This is a genomic window from Enterococcus sp. AZ171 (assembly GCF_051714005.1).
Classification (GTDB): domain Bacteria; phylum Bacillota; class Bacilli; order Lactobacillales; family Enterococcaceae; genus Enterococcus_B; species Enterococcus_B pernyi.
Genome location: NZ_JBIORA010000001.1, coordinates 2,357,854 through 2,374,315, shown reverse-complemented (window position 1 = coordinate 2,374,315; position 16,462 = coordinate 2,357,854). Strand labels below are relative to the sequence as shown.

Genomic DNA, 16,462 nt, shown 5'->3' with positions numbered 1-16,462 from the left:
CATTGTTGATGTCGTAATGGGATACTGTTGCGTATCAAGTGAGTATTCTTGGTAACAAGAGGAAAGCCAGTGTAAAAGCATTGGAGCGCAAAGAACGTGTGCAAAGTGTGACCAAATGTAAGGTAGCGAACTTGTCGGGACGACAATAGAAAGCTAAGTTGATAAGACTTAGCCTCCCTGTGAAGAGATTTGCTAAGGGATTGGCATTTCACACTGATGGAAACATCCAAAGAAGTCCTTCGCCGTGAAGTGATTAGAAATAATCTATAAGACAAGAAACGCGTGAGAGTAGCAGAAGGCGGTATATGTTGATACTAATCATAATCAAAATATACCGAATGCCCTTGTGGAATTTGTAGGCTGTCATGCCTGACCACATCTCGTAAAGCTACAATATGCCAGTGGTCTCTCCGACTGGTACGGTATTGTAGAATGTGTGACTGAACAACATTGCAATCGGATGGCGTAGAGAGAGACTCCGCATAGTTTTTTGGTAAAGGGCGTAAGCCTTTTTCTTTTGCAATTTTTTATATTTAAAAGAACAGTTACAACGATTTGCACGATTATGATATCAAAACTACATTTTATGAGATTTTTCGTTTTTCGATTTATATATTTGGTAAACTTTACATAGAATGCGCTTTCTTTACAAAGATCAATAGTGATACGATTTATATCTTGGAAGTAGCGAAACGTTCTCTAAAACGGTAAAAATCATTACTTCTAGGTAGATTCAAATCAAATGTATGATATGGAATGGAGGTAAGTAAATGAATGGTGAAATGCTAAAAAATCAACAAGAAATTGTCAAAGTAGAAAAACATCAAGAAAAATTATCGAATGAAAAACGTGTATTAGAAGAAAAACTGCTTCAGTTGCAAGATGTACTTCAAAGAGGTTTTCAACAATTAGCTGAATCAAACCATGAGGCATTGCAACGAGGTTATACCTCAACACAGTGGTTACATAAAAATAATGAAACAAAACAACATATTTTTCAACGTCAGTTAAGACAAGCCAATGAGGAATTAAATCATACATATAATAAAGCCATTCAGAAATTAGAAACGGAACGAGAAGAATTACAGGCGCAAAGGAGAAACCTCTCATGGGATTGATTTATGTCAGTAGTGAATCTTCAGACTTTATGTCTGCGCTTAAAAGTAATTTAGAAAGTGGTAAAGAAACTGTAAGTCAATTGAAATCGGGTAGTCAAAAAGTTGTCTCAGCAGTAGATGGCAAGCAATTATCTGGTGCGGCGTATACAGCAGGCAAAGGCTTGTTTGCGGATTTGATCATTCCAACGATCACCCGCACAACAAATGCCATTGAACAGATTGAACAAGAATTGAAAAAATACCAAAATGCCGATAAAATAGTGGCAAGTGAAGGCGAATTGAATGAAGATAAGTTAAATCAACAGATACAAGTCACACGTACAATGAAAAACTCAGTAGACAAGACCTTATTTTTCGTCCGATTACAAACGACACTGAACCCAATCGCAAGTGTACTAGATACCTTGTTGAATGTTGAAAGAGATTTGCAGCGAATGATTGATAGCTTTCAACAAGCTATCGATCATTTACAAAATCAACTAAGAAAACTACAGGATTTCAATACACAAACAAGTGGTTTATTTGCTAATAGTCTAAATGAGTTGAAGATAGCGATGCAAGGTGTATTGATATTAAATAATACGACAATCAAAAGTGATGGCTCATACTCATTACCAAAAGGTACAAATAAAAGTTATTTTGAGAAAATAAAAAAAGACGTATCTTTGGTTATTGAATCAGGCGATCAAGAGATTGAGTTAATCAAAGAAACAGATAGTCTAGAAGAAATCAATCGCAAAACACTTGGTTGTGCGAATATAAGAATCAATCCCTACACAGGAAAGAAAATCAGCCAAGAAGAAGCGAATAAATTCAAGTACGCTGCATGGTCAGGAACATTTACGAATATTGGCGACACAGTGATGGGGGCGTATTATGGAAATAAAGGTGCTTCGAGATTAGATGGCATCGATAATGTTGGGAGTGTCAATAAAAAGTCGTTTAGTGAGAAAGAGGGAGGAGCTACAGTCTTTAAACTTGAAATTCCGGAACAAAGTTTGAAACATGCTGATGTCGGAGATTTTACTGTTAATCCTTTCACAGGAAAAGTTTCCAAAATGAAGGGTGGGGGACATGGCCAAGCTAACATTGACTTTCTAAAGGAAAATGGGTTTGAAGTAAACATTGAAAAAACTTACTCTAATGGTGTCAGAGCTGGAAATGTACCACACCACAAGACACCGTCGAAACGTATAGGCACAGGTCAATCTTGGTTTCCTGAAAATTGGACAAATAAAGAGATAAAACGTGCAGCACAGCATATTGCTAACCAATCAAATTTTGTAGGTGCTCAAAATGGGGATGTTATTTTTGGGGATTATAATGGTGTACGAGTGGGTGTAATAAAAACTGATGGGAATATTGGAACCATTTTTCCAGATGGCACGAAACAACCATAAATAACTATTTAAAGGAGAAAAAATTATGGATATATTTAATCAAATAAATAAAAACTTAGAAGAACGAAGAAGTTTACATGAAGAAGACGACTTTGGACTTGAAAAAAGTTGGACAGAATTAACCACTATACTATCTATGAGTGAAGATAAAACAATTAATTATTTGAAAAATTGTTCTAAGGAAGACTTATTATTGATTAGCTCAGTTTTTGCTGATGTTTCTGAAAAATTACAAAGTAAAAGATTCATCTCTTGTTTAAGGGAACTTGATAAAAAATATCCTGATTTGAAGCTAACCTTTTTTATTTCTGATGCTGAAAGTTACATAAAAAATTAAAATAAAAACCAGTACAGCATTTCCAGAGAGCTGCATTGATACGAAAATCATTGAAAGTTCAAAGACTATTGGTAATAGCAATCTAGTTAACTAGTGATGGTGCTACATGGCATGGAAGTATTATTTGTGGCGTCAAAATTGATGTAATAAAACAAGGAGCTAAAATAATTAGTGCTTATCCTACTGGAACAGTTAATGGACCTCCTCCTATAGGATTTAGTAAATAAGGAGTGTTAAAATATGTATGATGAGTTAGATAAAATATTATCTGAAGATAGTTCAGAGGATTCTTGGTATGATGATGGATGTATCTATACTGAAGAATTACTAGGAAATTTTACTGAGAGCGATTGGAGAGCGTTAATGCAATCTGTAAAAAAAGAATGATAGATATAAAATTAGATTAGCTTATTCTATTGAAGAGGATACTGGTATGAATGGCTTCAACTTGTTGTTAGAGCTAGTAAACGATAATGCTGAGGTTGCTGAATATGCTTTAGATTCGTTGCGTTCATTCGATAGAGAACCATATAAAACCATGATTATTTCCAATGTAGCAACAATAAAAAAAGCAGAAAGTTTATTAAAAAATGCCAGTTTGTCGGTAAAGCATATTTTAGAAGACTTTTTACAACAAAATAAATAAAAGGATATACAATTTTATTTTAAGATCCAAATCCAATACTGAAAAGAAGCGATTAAAATTTATCGTTTCTTTTTCTAAATATGAAGTTATTACACACTTATCAAGAAAAATGATGAAGTGGAATTAAATTACATAAAACAAATCTTTGGCAAAGAAATCCAGTATTTAGGCAAGACCGAGATAATTGTTAAATCAGAAGAAAAATTAAGAATATATTTAAAAGTAGAGTATAAAATATCTAATTCTCTATGTATATTTCTTCTATGTAAGGCTCGATTTTTCTAATAACCATAAGTAGTAAATAATTCATTTGAAAATACACATAGTAAGTAAATGGAGGAAAAAATGACAATAGTGAATAGTTTGGCATTAAGAGATGATGTTTATCGTTTTCTTGAAGAACATGATCATATAAAAACTTATGAACATTGTATATCAGTCGGTGATTGTGCGGAGAAACTTGCTGTAAATTACAATATCAATGGCGAAAAAGCCAAAATAGCGGGTTATTTACACGATATATCCGCAATTTATCCAAACAATCGTAGAATTACTATAGCAAAAGAAATGGGGATAGAACTAAATCAAGAAGAGTTGGTATTTCCAATGATCATTCACCAGAAGATTTCAAAAAGAATGGCAGAAAAGATTTTTGATATCACTGACAATGAGATATTATCTGCAATTGAGTGTCATACAACTTTAAGGGGGAGATATTCTCAACTAGACTTAGTTGTGTTCATTGCAGATAAAATAAGTTGGGATCAAGATGGAATTTCTCCGTATCTAGACGGTTTATTATCAGCACTTGACTGTTCTTTAGAAAGTGCTGCATTGTATTATATTAAATATCTATTGGATCAAGGCGTCAAAGTTGTTCATCCATGGCTAAAAGAAGCACATGAATCATTGTCTAAGGCAGTTAGTAAAGGAGAGGACGGGAGAGATATATGCCAGAATTTATAAATTTACCAAACTTTTATCATGACAGTGAAATTTTAAATAATGTTGATTTACCTGAAGAAGACCAATCTTTACAAATCCAAAGAACTTTAAAAGAAACAGAGAAAATACAAAAATCCGTTTCTTCTCTGGAAGATAGTGAAGAAAAAAGAAAAAGAAGAAAACAACCGACCTTTCAAAAAGAACAGTAATAAGTTTCGAAACGGTATGGCTTCATCTATGTTGACTTGGATGATGAAGGAAAAGGCACCGGAAACAGATACAAAAAGAAATCGTTTGATTGGTATAAAAGTGTGATTGAAACAAACGGAATAGCATGATAAAAAGCAAGAACCCCAAAAATTGGAAGAACAATTTTTGGGGTTCTTATTTTTTTTATAGAGGAATTGTTTCTAAGATATTAAGCTTTAAGCATTAACTAAAAAATGTATTAGCGAAAGCAATAAAAACGACCAATACAGGAATCATCCATGAAAAACCATACGTTTTATCAAGGATTTTGTTTGACGAATGATTGATCATTCTTAAGATGACCTCAATCAGAAAATAACCTAGAATCATTCCTAGTACATTTGAAATTAAATCGTCAATGTCTGTTGCTCTAGCTATCGTAAATAGTTGGCTTATTTCAATCAACAATGAGGTACCAAATCCAAGTAAAAGAGAATAACTGAATTTTCTATATTTGTTGCTAATTAACGGACACAAGAACCCGATGGGTATAAAGCAAAGAATATTAAGAATATAACCTGCATTTATTCCATCTATAAAAGGGATAAGATTGATATTCGGATTGAAAATACTCTCACCAAATCCACTGATCCTATTCAACTCACGAATCGTAGGAACACCGAACACATTGAAGAATGTGAAACTCATATAATAAAATAGTAAAAGTGCTGATAGAATGTTTATCAATTTAGAGGAATCTTTATTTTTTCTAGTGAGCCAGAATAAAAAACTTGCCAAAATCAGTAGACCTATCAAGAATACTGGTTTTAAAGTCAAGATATCTACTATGGATTCCCAGTACCCAATTTGTTGCGTCATATTTTCCGCCTTCTTTCCTTAAGTGAATGAGTAATTCGTATAGTTAATCATCTCATAGAAGGAGAATCGATCCATCAGCCTGTAGACTTATTTTAGAAGTTATCCGAGTATACTGACACACTGGTAAATGATACAAAGTGAAATCAATTGAGTGGTACAAAAACAATCACTGAAATAGATAGAAAAAATTATAAAAAATCTAGTTGAAGTAGTCCTAAATACTTATTGAATGAAGTATTTTAGGACTGTTTTAGTGTGCGTATAAGATTGAAAGTGGTCGTATCCGAAGTAGATGATTCTTATCCAAACGATTTTCGTTAAAATAAATGGAATTTGCGTATAGTAATAATGAGTGAAGGCTCAAAAGGAATTTGAGTATTAGGCTAGCTAATCGGGAGATAAAGGTAGGGAGAATCATCCTCTTCCCATAATTAAGAAAAGGAGTATCAGCTTAACTATGATATCAGAATTAAAAAATATTATTCATAACGATCGCTATAAAGTTTTGATTACTGAAGAGAATGAGTTTTACTTGATAGATGCAGACAGCCAATTAAAGACGTTGCTGTTTGCCACACTCGGTTGGTTGGGAAAGTATGAGGGGGTCAAGATAACACAGAAAGACTACGATGATTTGATTGTTCAAAAAGTAAATGAAAAAAATATTAACAATCTCTCGTTTTTATATACGTTGATCTTATTCCTTTTCGTCCTTTTATTACGAATGTTTATTCCAGAAGATTCGAAATATAGCATGATCACTTTTCTTATCATTTTACTTGGTGCATTATTCATCAAATTCTATTTATCATACAGAGAAAAGCAACTTTTACATAAGAAAGTTTTTTTAGAAACATATGAAAAGGTAAAAATCAGAATAGTGCCTTTAATAAGAGTGGACCGTTTGTTGAAAATGATTGTAATAAATTTACTACTGAACGGTACCTCAATCGCTTTCTCAGTACTGTATATAAAAAGGTTTAATTTGTTATATATGCCTTTTTTAATAATCAATTTTGTTTTCTTGTTACTACTAATTGGTCGTGCTGCACTGACAGAACAAAAATATAAAATTTCTTTAGAATGAAAAAAATAAGAAAGGTGCTATCTCAAGTAAAAACTATTAGAGGATAGCTTTAGTGGATAAAAATCATGAAGCAACTATTCAATGCAACATTCGAAGAGAGTTTAAATCTAAGTGATGACATATTTGTTACGTTTATGAATAAAGACGTTAATCGATTGCCGGATCCAACAGGTGGTAAAAAGGTCGTTGCTAGAGTGGTAGGAGTACTATTTCTTGCCTTTTTAATAGGAATCAATTATTTGATCGCTGTTATATCCACAAAAATTAGTGCAGGAGAATTAGGACCTAGTCCACTTCCTATACCAGATATCAATTTTTTACCAATGTGGTTGTTCTATTTATTATTTTTTGTGTGGGTAACGTCAGTTTTCATTTTTAGGGATAGAGGAGAGTATTATTTTACAAGGATACGAGGTCAATTCAACTTAAACTTATATATCATTTGGTTAGTGATAGAGATGAATCTTTTATTCATAACAGTATTTCTTAAACCACTAACCATTTTAGGTATGCTGTTCCTACTAGGATTGATCGGAGTAGTATCCTACCTCGTGTTTAGGAGTAAAAAAACGTACGATTGAGTATGTGTTATATGAAGTTGAAAGAAAAAAAGGCAGGATAGATATGTTGATAGATCAAGTAATGAAATTAGCAATGAAATATGGCTGGGGAATTGTGACCGTAGGTATAATATGGAAATTCGTTTGCCCGAAAAGTGGTGAAGTACGAACAGATTTTGTTGGATTTATCAGTATATTAGGTATGTGGATAGCTATGGATAGTGCAATCATTTTTGCAGAAGCCTATCTATATTTCCCCTATCTATTACATGGTTATTATAAATATAAATATCCAGAAGAATATCGCAATTGGGAAGGTAAGAGTCAGCTAGAATGGTACGGAGAAAAATATTTTAACAAGCATATCAAAGGAACAGCCAAAGAAGTGAAAGAAGAGAAATAGCCCAAAACTTGGATCTCGGCATCTATCTCAATGTAATCTTTGACTTTATTATTAAAATGAATCGCCTTAATCTGATAAATCTATTCTTTTTTCTAATGAATAACATAGGAAATTTTTGCATGGTTTTTAGCAAATTCTTGTCCTTTTACCTTACACTTACATGATAGGAATGACTATCAATAGCTTTGTTTAATTAAAATAAAAAACGTTAGATAAATCAACGAATGATACAGTGTCGTCAGTTTTTATAGTATAAATGAATACCATTTTAAAAAACAGAAAATAATATATTTTTGTTGAAATTCATGTATTTTGTAGCTCTTTTCGCTTGATTTTCGTCTATCTTTTATGAAATCCATATGTTAAAGTATTGGCGGAGATACTTTTGTTGATAGAGCTAAAATTTCCAAGAGATAAATGAGTGAATAAAAGTGAATTTAAAATAAAATAGTCGATTAGATGTCAGGGAAAGAGGTGAAAGTCCTCTACAGACCTACCTACTGTAAGGTGGATGAAACCAATAGGACCACAGATCATTCTGGAAGGGTTGGGAGTAAATGGAAGCCAAGTCAGGAGACCGGTTTAACGGCAATCATGTTCTTTTGTAGGAGAAAGATCAAGCGTTTTTTTGTGTGATCAATCAAACTGTCTTCTCCTGTAAAAGGAAAGGCAGTTTTTATTTACTTTTAAAAAAAGTTGTTTGATAAGAAAATGGAAATGAAAGGGTTATCGTAAAAAAGTAATCACTGGGAAAAGTAAAAATGAGTCAAAGAAAGTGGGAAAAGATGATGAAAAAATTATCGAAATTAGTTGCTGTATTGGGATTGAGTGTAGTCTTTGGGTTGAGTGCTTGCTCAAATAATAACAACGAAACAAGCGAAACAGCAGAAACAACGACAGCTTCAGAAGTTGCTTTGCCGACGAAAGATCGTGGCGGTGAAGAAATCGAGATTCCTGAAGAAGTGGATAAAATGGTTTCTTTAGTTCCTTCAGTTACACAAGTGATCGATGATCTAGGACGTAAAGATCAATTAGTAGCGGTTGACACACAAAGCCCAGCAATGACAAAAGATATTGATGAGTTGCCACAAATTGATATGATGGCTGTGGATGCAGAAACATTGATTTCATTGAACCCACAAGTGATCTATGTTTCAGATATTAGTCTGCATGGCTCTGAAAATGTTTGGTCACAAGTAAAAGATGCAGGAATTACTGTCGTGAACATTCCAACAAGTAATACCATTGAAGATATTGCTTTAGATGTCCAATTTATCGCGGATACTTTACAAGAGCATGAAAAAGGACAAGAATTAGTCGATACAATGAACAAAGAGATCGATGAAATCAAAGAAATTGGTGAAACGATTACGGATAAGAAAAAAGTATTGTTTGAGATTAGCGCATTACCTGAAATCTATAGCTTTGGTAAAGGCGTTTACTTGAATGAAATGATCGAACTTGTAGGTGCAGAAAATGTCTTAGCGGATCAAGAAAGCTGGATTCCAGTAACAGAAGAAGCAGCGATTGCTAGCAAGCCAGATGTGATTTTGACGAACGTGAATTACTTGGATGATGCAGTGCAAGAAATCTTAGATCGTGGCAACTGGAAAGACGTTCCTGCGGTGAAAAATGAAGCAGTATTCTATATCGATAACGCTGCGAGCTCTTTACCAAACCACCATATGACAAAAGCCTTAAAAGAAATGGCATTAGCAATCTACCCTGATGAATACCAATCGTTGGAAAATGAATAAACAAAGTCGGTTGCTGATAGCAGTTGTCTTAAGTATCATCGTAGTATTCTTTGGGATCAAAATCGGAAGTGTATCCATTCCTTTTGATACCTTGATCCAAGCATTATTTTCAAGAGGAGACAAACAGCTAGATGCAACGATCGTCACCATTCTTTGGCAGGTTCGCTTGCCGAGAGTGGTTTTGGCGTTTCTTGTAGGAGCTGCTTTGGCTGTTAGTGGAACGGTCATGCAATCCTTATTAGGTAATCCGTTGGCTTCTGCTTATACGCTAGGTGTGTCATCAGGGGCATCACTTGGCGCTGCGTTGATCATTGTTTCAGGAATCACTTTACCGTTGTTCCCGAATTTCACATTACCTCTGACAGGCTTTATTTTTGGTTTAGCAACTGTGTTTATTGTTTTGGCGATGAGTCAAAGATTGGATCAGCAATTATCGAACCAAACAGTTATTTTAGTGGGAATGGTTATGACCTTATTTGTGGGCGCAATGTTGACGATCGTCACGGCATTGTTCAAAGATCATTTGCAGCAATTAGTCTTCTGGCAAATGGGTAGCTTTTCAGGAAGCACGTGGGCAAAAATCCAAATCTTTTTACCTATCTTACTATTTGGAACAATCGCTCTTTGGTTCTCTGCTAGAAGTTTAGATGTGTTATCTTTAGGTGAAGAAGAGGCGTTAATCTCTGGTGTAGATGTTCGAACGATCAAGCTATGGGTGATGGTTCTTGCGGCTTTACTTGCAGGAAGTGCGGTTTCATTTGTCGGCGTGATCGGATTTGTTGATTTGATTGCCCCCCATGTCATCCGACGTTACTTCGGTGCCAGTCATCGTTGGGTCATTCCAGGAGCAGCACTGTTAGGTGGCAGTATGATGGTTGTCGGCGATACGATTTCTCGAACGCTATTATCTCCCCAAGAAATCCCGATCGGCGCTGTTACAGCACTGATTGGTGCGCCCTTTTTTGCCTATGTTTATTTCAAACGAAAGTGAGTGTTTTACAATTATGAAAGATATTTATCGAAGTCCTTATGAGGCTTATCCATTTTTAGCAGACGATGCAGATGATTTACGCTGCGATTATGAATTACACACCGATCGCTTATCTTCAGAAATCGGGCTATTACGCGCAAAGTGTGAAGATTCTCCTTTTTACAAGGAGTTAGAAAAAATCGGTGAATTGGTTTACCATGCAAATGCGTGCGTGCGTACAAAAATGACGATCACGCAAGAAGAAGTCGACTGGTTAAAGAGTCGTGTCGATGAATTGAATGCAGAAAGAACAAACCAAAGTGGACCATTCTTCTTACCTCAAGGAAGTGAACGAGGTGCATTAGCTCATATTTTACGTGTCGATTGTAAAGTAATCGTTCGTTTGCTGTATCGCCATCTTTATCAAGGTAAAAAAGTCGATTCAGGCTTGCTAGACTTTTTCAATTTATTGTCGGGTTACTTCTTCATGATTGCGCTGAAATTCAACCGAGAAGATGACGTAGCAGAAATTCCTTTTGTCAGCAGAAATTACCGCTAAAGGAGGAAAAGTGATGACATTGAAGCTATCGCAAGTCAAAGCTGGCTATGGCTCAGTAAAAATCATCAAAGAAGTTTCCTTCGAGCTGAACAAAGGTGAGAACCTATGTATCCTAGGACCTAACGGCTGTGGCAAGACGACCGTATTGAAATCAATTGCAGGCATCCTTTCCTACGAAGGATCGATCACGATCGATGGAAAAGAAGTCCGCACGATGAAGCGCAAAGAAGCTGCACGCAAAGTTGCTTTACTCAGCCAGTTTTCAACTATTGCCTTTGATTACACCGTCTATGAAACTGTCATGATGGGCCGCTATACGCACATCAAACAAGGACTATGGTCAGTCACCACAGCAGAAGACCGAGAAAAAGTCATGGAGTGCCTGACACTAACCAATTTGTTGGAATTGAAAGACCACCCCGTCAATCAACTTTCCGGTGGCCAAAAGCAACGCGTCTTCCTAGCTAAAGTACTAGCCCAAGACCCAGATATCTTATTACTAGACGAACCCAATAACCATCTCGATATCAAGCACCAGCTCGAACTCATTGGCTATTTAAAAGACTGGGGCAAGAACCAAGACAAAACAATCATTGGCGTCTTCCACGACATCCGTTTAGCCCTGTCATTAAGTGATCAAGTCCTATTCATGAAAGCAGGCCAAGTCATCAAGCAAGGCCCATTTTTGGAAACAGCTTCAAGGAAACTACTCAAAGATATCTTTGATGTGGATTTAGTGAAGCATTTTCAGGAGCAGAGTGAGATTTGGGAGAAGTTGGGGGAAGGATTATTGTAAATTACTAAATAATTATAGAAATCCTGAGATTAATTGTAATAAATCTCAGGATTTCTTGTTTTATATAACGATTATAGAAGAAAGTTATGGCTATCTGATCGCCTCTTTTGTTAGAGACAAAGATGCGATCCAAGCGGCGGTCTTATTAGCGGAAGCTGCGTTAGATCGCCATTTATCAGGGCAGGATTTGATCGATCGCTTACACGAACTTTATAAAGAATACGGCTACTACGAAGAACATTTGGAAACGCAGATTTTTTCTGGGAAAGATGGAATCATCCAAATGAATCAACGACTGGATTGTCTGAGAGAACAATCATTTTCTCACTTAGGAGAGTTTGTGCTTTCCTGTACAGAAGATTACGCTACTTCACTAAGAACGACGCCAAATCACCAATCATCCACGATTGACCTGTCTACTTCCAATGTCTTGAAGTATTTATTCACAGATGGTTCATGGTTCTGTCTACGACCATCAGGTACAGAACCAAAGTTTAAGATTTATTATTCAGTGAAGGATAAATCTCAAACTTCTGCACGTGCGAAATTGCTTCGCTTACAGAAGGAATTTCAGAAATTGTTGGATCACTTATAAATATACTAAACATACTAAGATTAGTGGGTAAGATATTTGACGAAATATTTTACCCACTATTTTTTTGTCATCAAGTATAGTAAGAGTGAAAGAAAGCTCGGACATGACCTCACGGACTTTGAGTCCGAATCATAAAACGAGCTTCTACACTACCATTCTAGAATCTGTTTTAAGTATGTTGGTAATCCGTGTAAAGATAAGTTGAATCGGGATTAATCAGTGAAGGTTTTTCAATCAAATAATAAAGGAGAAGTCGCATGTCCTTTATTTTAGCTTTTGACGTATCTAAAGGAGTAAGGTGCAAAGTGCTCTACCATGATGATTACTGTCTCACTGAAGGGAAAGACCCTCACAATCAATAAGGCTTCCGCTAGTTATTATGAAGAAATCACCGCACTACCAGAATTACCTGAAATTTTTTTGTAGCCACCGCAACTTAGATGGTTATCTACTCTATCTTTTTTAGCGATAGCAAATTTAGCAGAGACTGTCCTCCAAATAGTTGAATAGCAATATTTGGAGGGCTTTTTTTATAGATTATTTGATATTACTCGGTAAAAAAAATGGGGAAAAATCAATGTCAAGTTCAAATTTTGCTCTTAATGATGAAAAAATATGGACTGCTTAACTCTTCTTATTCCTGTTAAAATGAATTATAATAAAGTAAAAGTCTGTCGTATTATCTCAGTGTTCGCTAGATATTTTCACTTAACGTTTGTTATTAGTAGTGGAACGAAGCATTAATATGAGATAAATAATTGTTATTACTTTATAAAAATTATGAATTTTTTTAACAAAAAATTCATAACTAACATGTATCTTAAAAATAACTAAAGAAAAGGATGTAAGAAAATTGAAAAAAAAGTCTACGTATAAATTAGTTTCATTTGTATTTCTTTCACAAATGTTACTAACTACGCCTTTACAAGTATTAGCAGATGAACAAGTTTTTTCTGCGGACCAACAAGTAACAGCGGAAGCCCAAACAGAAACAACGACGGATTCGTCTGATACCACAGGTGAAGATAACACAACAGATACAACAACAGATGGTACAGAAGAATCAACGCCACCGTCTACTGGTGATTCAAGTGAACCAACCACACCTGATACTTCAGAACCGACAGAGCCAAGCACACCGGAGGAAACAAAACCAACGGAGCCGACAAAACCAACAGAACCGACGAAGCCGACAGAGCCAACACAGCCGAGTCAGCCACAAAAACCAACGCCACCATCAACTGGCGGTTCTACTGGAGAAACACAACCAACTACACCACAGCCGAGTCAGCCGACACAACCAGCTGCACCTGTGGCACCAACGCCTGCTCCTGCAGCGCCAGTTGCTCAAGAGGTACGTCAACCTTCTGCAACTACACCGATTCAAGATCTTGTACCATCAAGTCAAGAAACGGATGAAGGATCGATCCATTTTGAAAAAGATGAATCAGTTGAGAGCTTCATTCGCAAAATCGGTGAATCTTCTCGAGAAATCGGGCAAGAACATGATTTATACGCATCAGTGATGATCGCCCAAGCGATTTTAGAATCAGCTAGTGGACAAAGCCAGTTGGCGCAAGCCCCTAACTACAATCTTTTTGGGATCAAAGGTACACACGAGGGCAATGGTGTGACTTTTGCCACACAAGAAGATGCTGGTGATGGTACATTGTATACGATCCAAGCAACATTCAGAAAATATGCCAACTATGAAGAAAGTCTTGAAGACTATGCTAAATTAATGACTGAAGGATTGACTGGAAATAGTGAGTTCTATTCAGGTGCTTGGAAATCCAATGCAGAAACTTATAAAGAAGCAACAGAATTTTTAACAGGCCGTTACGCAACAGATACAAGATATAACGAAAAACTAAATGGTCTGATCGAAACTTATGATTTAGAACAATATGACAAAGAAGTTGCCGGACCTGAAGTGAATAAAGAAGGATATATCGTGCCATTAAGAAATTATACGATTTCTAGCCCATTTGGTCCTCGTGGTGGTGAATTCCACCGTGGATTAGATTTTGCGGCACCTCAAGGGGAGCCAATCTATGCTAGTAAAGCGGGTACTGTGATCAAAGCAGAATTCCATCCTTCATGGGGAAATTATGTTGCCATTGAACATGAAGATGGCACAACAGCGCTTTATGCTCATCAACAAGAATACGTTGTGAAAGTTGATGATGAAGTTGAACAAGGACAAATCATTGGGTTTGTCGGTGCTACTGGTAATAGTACAGGCAGCCATCTGCATTTTGAGATCAGTCGTGACAACAGCTTAGCTCAAGCGCAATTGATTGATCCAGCAACTGTTTTGTTTTAATTAGTGATAATGAAAAAATGCCATTGGAAGAGTTCTCTCTTCCAATGGCATTTTTATTTGACTCAATTAGTGATTCATCGGCCGATCAGCCAACAAAACGAATTTGAATGAATCGACTTGATGTCAACTTTCTGTGTATTGAAAGTGGGTATAATCAGTCAAATATGCCCAGTTCCTAACAACAAAGATGTTTTTGTCATGTTTTCCTAAATCTAAATATTGTGCGATCGAAGTGGTGATATTCTCAACAGAAATTTATTTTTTTGAACAGTTCAATTTCAAATGTAATTGGTACGAGCCAAGAATCATCCGATTCAGACACGATCAAAAAAATTGCGATCCAAAATAAAATTTGTGGTGTGGATATCCAACATATCGGGGATGCCGGCTACTCGGGAATCGCTCCGGTAGAAAATATCATGGCGATGAGCCGTGCGATCCGTGGAAACCGTCATACGATCGCGATGATGTCACGCTCGATCGTGCGTTAGAAATTTAAGTGATTAAATGGACACTACTTTCATTTTAGATATATTCTAAAAAGTGAAAGTGGAGGTCCTTTTTTTATTACTATTGTTCAAGCAACTAATTAACAATATATACAATTGGTATAGCGGCAATTTGCTTTGTGTTGTGATTTCTATCAGTAATCACAATTTTATAGACTATCTGAAGTTAACTTCAAATTTTAATATAAGTGTGAGGGATTTTACTATTCACATAGTTAGATGCTAAGATTTATTTTGACAAACTTGAAAGAAGCGATTACACTAGTGAAAAGAAGCACACAACGATGTGTGCGTATGAATACGGCAATGACGCCTAAAAAAGTAGAGCTTTTTCTGCTTTTTTAGGCTTTTTTTATGGAGGAGAGGTAAATGAGGAGAATCATTTTAATGGGTGCGATTGGCTGTGGAAAGACCACTCTTTGTCAAGCCTTGCGAGGAGAAGCGATCGTTTATGATAAGACCCAAGCGGTAGAATTTCATCCTGAGATGATCGATACACCAGGGGAATTTATTTTACATCGCCAATACTACGCTGCTTTGACTGTAACAGCAGCAGAAGCAGATGTCATTGGTTTGGTGCAAAGTGCGTTAGACCAAGAACAGATTTTTTCACCAGGATTTGGCCACATCTTTCCAAAAGAAGTCATCGGGATCATGACCAAAGTTGATCTAGTGAAAGACGAGAAAGAGTTGACGCGTGTACGTGAACAATTGCTTGCAGCTGGAGCAACGAAGCTGTTTGAAGTCTCATCAGTCGAAAAAACGGGACTAGCAGAATTGATTGAGTACTTAGGAGGAGAATCATGAAAATCTACACAAAAACAGGCGACAAGGGAATGACAAAATTAGTTGGCGGTCATAGTGTATCGAAAGATTCAGATCGTGTGGAAAGTTATGGAACGATCGATGAATTGAACTCATGGTTGGGCTATACGATCAGTCAATTGTCAAAAGAACAAGAGGTTTTTAAGAAAGAATTGGAAGAACTACAACAACTTTTATTCGATGTAGGGACTGATTTATCAACGGTCTTGGAAGATGGACGACCGCTGAAAGTCCAACAAGAGAGCGTTACTTGGTTGGAAGAACGGATTGATTTTTATACACAGCAATCGCCGGATATCGAACGATTTATTTTACCAGGGGGCTGTCAAGGAGCGAGCATGGTCCATGTGGCGCGAACAATTGCTCGTCGCGGGGAACGACATATCGTCCGTTTAAGTGCGACTGCGGCGATCAATCCTGAAGTGATCGTGTTTGTGAATCGCTTGTCTGACTATTTTTATGCGTTGGCGCGTTATATGAATGTGCAAATGGGGCAAGAGGATGTTTTTTATACAAGAGGAGAGAAGATCTTCCATAAGATAAAAGAAGAAGGTTTATAAA

19 protein-coding genes, 2 pseudogenes and 1 riboswitch are annotated in these 16,462 nt (G+C 36.2%); of the genes and pseudogenes, 20 read left to right on the top strand and 1 reads right to left on the bottom strand.

The window, feature by feature from the left end:
* Positions 1-770: 770 nt before the first annotated feature.
* From IGJ49_RS11540 to IGJ49_RS11505, 8 genes and pseudogenes are all read left to right on the top strand, one after another.
* Positions 771-1,118 (top strand): hypothetical protein, encoded by a 348-nt coding sequence (locus IGJ49_RS11540; protein ID WP_062804790.1) that lies wholly within the window; start codon positions 771-773, stop codon positions 1,116-1,118.
* Positions 1,109-2,518 carry an EndoU domain-containing protein gene (locus IGJ49_RS11535; RefSeq protein WP_438723503.1) on the top strand — a complete coding sequence of 470 codons (1,410 nt, stop codon included), beginning with the start codon at positions 1,109-1,111 and terminating at the stop codon, positions 2,516-2,518. The genes IGJ49_RS11540 and IGJ49_RS11535 overlap by 10 nt, the downstream gene beginning before the upstream one ends.
* Before the next feature lie 25 nt (positions 2,519-2,543).
* The gene (locus tag IGJ49_RS11530) at positions 2,544-2,855 is read left to right on the top strand and encodes a hypothetical protein (protein WP_019723443.1); all 312 of its coding nucleotides are present in this window, start codon (positions 2,544-2,546) and stop codon (positions 2,853-2,855) included.
* Between the two features lie 240 nt (positions 2,856-3,095).
* Positions 3,096-3,242: a hypothetical protein gene (locus IGJ49_RS11525; RefSeq protein ID WP_023520184.1), complete on the top strand. Its 147-nt coding sequence runs from the start codon at positions 3,096-3,098 to the stop codon at positions 3,240-3,242.
* Between the two features lie 46 nt (positions 3,243-3,288).
* Entirely contained in the window at positions 3,289-3,501 is a 213-nt protein-coding gene (locus IGJ49_RS11520) for a hypothetical protein (protein WP_438723500.1), read from the top strand.
* 345 nt (positions 3,502-3,846) lie between these two features.
* Complete coding sequence (yqeK, locus tag IGJ49_RS11515; protein WP_438723498.1) at positions 3,847-4,467, top strand: bis(5'-nucleosyl)-tetraphosphatase (symmetrical) YqeK; 621 nt, start codon at positions 3,847-3,849, stop codon at positions 4,465-4,467.
* A complete protein-coding gene (locus tag IGJ49_RS11510; protein ID WP_010734650.1) occupies positions 4,452-4,655 on the top strand; it encodes a hypothetical protein in 204 nt (67 codons plus the stop codon). The genes yqeK and IGJ49_RS11510 overlap by 16 nt, the downstream gene beginning before the upstream one ends.
* Positions 4,656-4,658: 3 nt before the next feature.
* Positions 4,659-4,784 (top strand): annotated as a pseudogene (locus IGJ49_RS11505) (family 1 glycosylhydrolase); the annotation flags it as partial.
* 94 nt (positions 4,785-4,878) lie between these two features.
* Here the strand turns inward: IGJ49_RS11505 and IGJ49_RS11500 are convergent.
* Complete coding sequence (locus IGJ49_RS11500) at positions 4,879-5,514, bottom strand: VanZ family protein (RefSeq protein ID WP_010734651.1); 636 nt, start codon at positions 5,512-5,514, stop codon at positions 4,879-4,881.
* Between the two features lie 457 nt (positions 5,515-5,971).
* Between IGJ49_RS11500 and IGJ49_RS11495 the strand changes: the two genes are divergently transcribed.
* The 12 genes and pseudogenes from IGJ49_RS11495 to IGJ49_RS11440 all read left to right on the top strand — a co-directional run bounded on the left by IGJ49_RS11495 (position 5,972) and on the right by IGJ49_RS11440 (position 16,461).
* The gene (locus IGJ49_RS11495) at positions 5,972-6,601 is read left to right on the top strand and encodes a DUF443 family protein (protein ID WP_010734652.1); all 630 of its coding nucleotides are present in this window, start codon (positions 5,972-5,974) and stop codon (positions 6,599-6,601) included.
* A gap of 65 nt (positions 6,602-6,666) precedes the next feature.
* Positions 6,667-7,182: a hypothetical protein gene (locus tag IGJ49_RS11490; protein WP_240481907.1), complete on the top strand. Its 516-nt coding sequence runs from the start codon at positions 6,667-6,669 to the stop codon at positions 7,180-7,182.
* A gap of 43 nt (positions 7,183-7,225) precedes the next feature.
* Entirely contained in the window at positions 7,226-7,564 is a 339-nt protein-coding gene (locus IGJ49_RS11485) for a hypothetical protein (RefSeq protein ID WP_438723495.1), read from the top strand.
* Between the two features lie 423 nt (positions 7,565-7,987).
* Positions 7,988-8,164, top strand: a riboswitch (cobalamin riboswitch).
* Between the two features lie 188 nt (positions 8,165-8,352).
* Positions 8,353-9,321: an ABC transporter substrate-binding protein gene (locus tag IGJ49_RS11480; RefSeq protein ID WP_428221907.1), complete on the top strand. Its 969-nt coding sequence runs from the start codon at positions 8,353-8,355 to the stop codon at positions 9,319-9,321.
* The gene (locus IGJ49_RS11475) at positions 9,314-10,312 is read left to right on the top strand and encodes a FecCD family ABC transporter permease (protein WP_438724012.1); all 999 of its coding nucleotides are present in this window, start codon (positions 9,314-9,316) and stop codon (positions 10,310-10,312) included. Before IGJ49_RS11480 ends, IGJ49_RS11475 begins: the two co-directional genes overlap by 8 nt.
* 13 nt (positions 10,313-10,325) lie before the next feature.
* Positions 10,326-10,850 carry an ATP:cob(I)alamin adenosyltransferase gene (locus IGJ49_RS11470; protein WP_062804795.1) on the top strand — a complete coding sequence of 175 codons (525 nt, stop codon included), beginning with the start codon at positions 10,326-10,328 and terminating at the stop codon, positions 10,848-10,850.
* Between the two features lie 13 nt (positions 10,851-10,863).
* Complete coding sequence (locus IGJ49_RS11465; protein ID WP_153830160.1) at positions 10,864-11,646, top strand: ABC transporter ATP-binding protein; 783 nt, start codon at positions 10,864-10,866, stop codon at positions 11,644-11,646.
* 55 nt (positions 11,647-11,701) lie between these two features.
* Positions 11,702-12,241 carry a hypothetical protein gene (locus tag IGJ49_RS11460; RefSeq protein ID WP_228065540.1) on the top strand — a complete coding sequence of 180 codons (540 nt, stop codon included), beginning with the start codon at positions 11,702-11,704 and terminating at the stop codon, positions 12,239-12,241.
* Positions 12,242-13,094: 853 nt separating this feature from the next.
* Positions 13,095-14,567, top strand: coding sequence for a glucosaminidase domain-containing protein (locus IGJ49_RS11455; RefSeq protein ID WP_438723492.1), 1,473 nt, complete (start codon positions 13,095-13,097; stop codon positions 14,565-14,567).
* Positions 14,568-14,842: 275 nt separating this feature from the next.
* Positions 14,843-15,058, top strand: a pseudogene (locus IGJ49_RS11450) (DUF7916 family protein); the annotation flags it as partial.
* A gap of 387 nt (positions 15,059-15,445) precedes the next feature.
* The gene (locus IGJ49_RS11445) at positions 15,446-15,883 is read left to right on the top strand and encodes a EutP/PduV family microcompartment system protein (protein ID WP_023520165.1); all 438 of its coding nucleotides are present in this window, start codon (positions 15,446-15,448) and stop codon (positions 15,881-15,883) included.
* A complete protein-coding gene (locus tag IGJ49_RS11440) occupies positions 15,880-16,461 on the top strand; it encodes a cob(I)yrinic acid a,c-diamide adenosyltransferase (protein ID WP_438723489.1) in 582 nt (193 codons plus the stop codon). The genes IGJ49_RS11445 and IGJ49_RS11440 overlap by 4 nt, the downstream gene beginning before the upstream one ends.
* Position 16,462 lies beyond the last annotated feature (1 nt).

What these genes read in the sequence shown, in the direction of transcription:
- IGJ49_RS11525 (WP_023520184.1), top strand. Translation starts at nt 3,096, where the DNA reads ATGTATGATGAGTTAGATAAAATATTATCTGAAGATAGTTCAGAGGAT.
- IGJ49_RS11535 (WP_438723503.1), top strand. Translation starts at nt 1,109, where the DNA reads ATGGGATTGATTTATGTCAGTAGTGAATCTTCAGACTTTATGTCTGCG.
- IGJ49_RS11475 (WP_438724012.1), top strand. Translation starts at nt 9,314, where the DNA reads ATGAATAAACAAAGTCGGTTGCTGATAGCAGTTGTCTTAAGTATCATC.
- IGJ49_RS11540 (WP_062804790.1), top strand. Translation starts at nt 771, where the DNA reads ATGAATGGTGAAATGCTAAAAAATCAACAAGAAATTGTCAAAGTAGAA.
- IGJ49_RS11440 (WP_438723489.1), top strand. Translation starts at nt 15,880, where the DNA reads ATGAAAATCTACACAAAAACAGGCGACAAGGGAATGACAAAATTAGTT.
- IGJ49_RS11490 (WP_240481907.1), top strand. Translation starts at nt 6,667, where the DNA reads ATGAAGCAACTATTCAATGCAACATTCGAAGAGAGTTTAAATCTAAGT.
- yqeK (WP_438723498.1), top strand. Translation starts at nt 3,847, where the DNA reads ATGACAATAGTGAATAGTTTGGCATTAAGAGATGATGTTTATCGTTTT.
- IGJ49_RS11510 (WP_010734650.1), top strand. Translation starts at nt 4,452, where the DNA reads ATGCCAGAATTTATAAATTTACCAAACTTTTATCATGACAGTGAAATT.
- IGJ49_RS11500 (WP_010734651.1), bottom strand. Translation starts at nt 5,514, where the DNA reads ATGACGCAACAAATTGGGTACTGGGAATCCATAGTAGATATCTTGACT.
- IGJ49_RS11480 (WP_428221907.1), top strand. Translation starts at nt 8,353, where the DNA reads ATGAAAAAATTATCGAAATTAGTTGCTGTATTGGGATTGAGTGTAGTC.
- IGJ49_RS11520 (WP_438723500.1), top strand. Translation starts at nt 3,289, where the DNA reads ATGAATGGCTTCAACTTGTTGTTAGAGCTAGTAAACGATAATGCTGAG.
- IGJ49_RS11465 (WP_153830160.1), top strand. Translation starts at nt 10,864, where the DNA reads ATGACATTGAAGCTATCGCAAGTCAAAGCTGGCTATGGCTCAGTAAAA.
- IGJ49_RS11485 (WP_438723495.1), top strand. Translation starts at nt 7,226, where the DNA reads ATGTTGATAGATCAAGTAATGAAATTAGCAATGAAATATGGCTGGGGA.
- IGJ49_RS11470 (WP_062804795.1), top strand. Translation starts at nt 10,326, where the DNA reads ATGAAAGATATTTATCGAAGTCCTTATGAGGCTTATCCATTTTTAGCA.
- IGJ49_RS11495 (WP_010734652.1), top strand. Translation starts at nt 5,972, where the DNA reads ATGATATCAGAATTAAAAAATATTATTCATAACGATCGCTATAAAGTT.
- IGJ49_RS11445 (WP_023520165.1), top strand. Translation starts at nt 15,446, where the DNA reads ATGAGGAGAATCATTTTAATGGGTGCGATTGGCTGTGGAAAGACCACT.
- IGJ49_RS11530 (WP_019723443.1), top strand. Translation starts at nt 2,544, where the DNA reads ATGGATATATTTAATCAAATAAATAAAAACTTAGAAGAACGAAGAAGT.